Source organism: Clostridium sartagoforme (genome assembly GCF_039521405.1).
GTDB classification, from domain to species: Bacteria; Bacillota; Clostridia; order Clostridiales; family Clostridiaceae; genus Clostridium; species Clostridium sartagoforme.
Map to the genome: position 1 here is coordinate 1 of NZ_BAAACH010000002.1, position 1776 is coordinate 1776.

The following is a 1776-nucleotide window of genomic DNA, read 5'->3' on the forward strand; positions in this document are numbered from 1 at the left end:
ATTGTACAAAAAAAGACCTTATATAGATAGACTCTTTTTATAAGTGTCTACTATATAGGGTCCATTTTAGTCATAATACTTCTCCTTATTTTAATTCTAAGAACTTGCGATATTTCTTGAAACAAATTGACCAGAGCTCCATGCCCATTGAAGATTAAAACCACCACAGTCACCATCAACATCTAGTATTTCACCACAAAAATATAAATTTTTAACTAATTTTGATTCTAAGGTCTTTTCATTAATTTCTTTAGTATTAACTCCACCTATTGTAACTTGAGCCTGATTAAAACCATTAGTACCTATACATTTAAACTTCCAATTCTTTAATATATTAATAAGTCTTTTTTTATCATCCCATTGTAAGTCATAGCAAGAAGAGTGTAAGTTTTTTATTCTTGATTCTTTTAATATAGTAGGAATTAACTTTTTGTTTACAATACCAATAAGGGAATCTATTATTGGTCGATGTCCAAATACAGCAAAATGTCCTTCGAAAAAGTCTTCAATTTCATCAATAGATTGATCAGGCATCATATCTACTAATATTTCAACCTTATTCATTTTAGAAAGTGCTTTAGAAGCATAGCCTGAAATTTGAAGAATAGGAGGACCAGATATACCATAGTCAGTAAATAATATTTCTCCAAATTCTTTTCTTGTTGGTTGATCATTAACAAGTAATGTAGCGTATCCATCAAATTTCACACCAGAAATAGATTTTAAATATGAATTATCTAGTTTTAGTTGAACTATTCCGGGGATAGTTTCAATTATTGAATGACCAAGAGATTTGGCTAACATATATCCAGAACCATCAGAGCCTGTTTTTATTGCAGATTTTCCTCCACAGGCTAAAATTAATTTATTACATGTGAATAAATTATTATCTTTATTACTTGTGGATATTTTAAAAATATTTTGCTTGTGGATATCTTTTACTTTACAATTTGTATATAAAGGAATATTTCTATCCTCCAATGCAAGTTTTAAAAGATCTACAACAGAAGATGCTTGAAGAGATTTAGGATACATTTTACCATTTTGTAACTCTACAATTGGAAGACCTAGTGATAAAAAAAAGTCTTTCGTATCATCTACATTAATAGCTGATAAAACATTTGAAAAAAATCCTGTATTTTCGCTATGATAAGAAGAAAATGGGTATGAAATTGTATTATTAGATATATTGCATCTACCATTTCCAGTTGTAAGAATCTTCTTACCAATTCTATCTGTGCTTTCAATTATAGCAACATCTATCCCGAAGTCCTTAGCGGTAATTGCTGCAGATAAGCCAGATGCACCGCCGCCAATTACAATTAAATCATGATGTATCATAAGAATTCTCCTTAATAAAGTAGTTAATTTAAATAATAACATAAATATTATTAATATTAATTTAAATAATAATATTATTATTTAAAATTATAATATAATTTATTGAAATATGGTATATAATAAGAAGTATCAAATAATCAAAAGAAAGTTAAAATAAGATATAACAAACTAAAGTAAAGAAATAACTTTATTATATTATTAACATAAATCAATGTATTAATGGTAGAATTTAAAAATAAAAAAAAAAGTTGTTAAAAAGTGTTGACACTATATTAAAATTTATGTATTATAGTTAATGTGCTCGCCGACAGAATGTGACGGCGAAAGCAAAGCAAGGCTCCTTGGTCAAGCGGTCAAGACACCACCCTTTCACGGTGGTAACAGGGGTTCGATTCCCCTAGGAGTCACCAGTATGGAAGCATAGCTCAGCTGGGA

General features: G+C 28.7%; 1 protein-coding gene and 1 tRNA gene. One reads left to right on the forward strand and one right to left on the reverse strand.

Annotated elements, in window-relative coordinates; genetic code table 11:
* Window positions 1–96 precede the first annotated feature (96 nt).
* A complete protein-coding gene (locus ABDZ60_RS00175) occupies window positions 97–1341 on the reverse strand; it encodes a BaiN/RdsA family NAD(P)/FAD-dependent oxidoreductase (RefSeq protein WP_343774948.1) in 1245 nt (414 codons plus the stop codon).
* Window positions 1342–1676: 335 nt separating this feature from the next.
* On the opposite strand from ABDZ60_RS00175, the gene ABDZ60_RS00180 reads away from it, so the two are divergent.
* Window positions 1677–1751, forward strand: a tRNA-Glu gene (locus ABDZ60_RS00180).
* Window positions 1752–1776 lie beyond the last annotated feature (25 nt).

What these genes read in the sequence shown, in the direction of transcription:
- ABDZ60_RS00175 (WP_343774948.1), bottom strand. Translation starts at nt 1,341, where the DNA reads ATGATACATCATGATTTAATTGTAATTGGCGGCGGTGCATCTGGCTTA.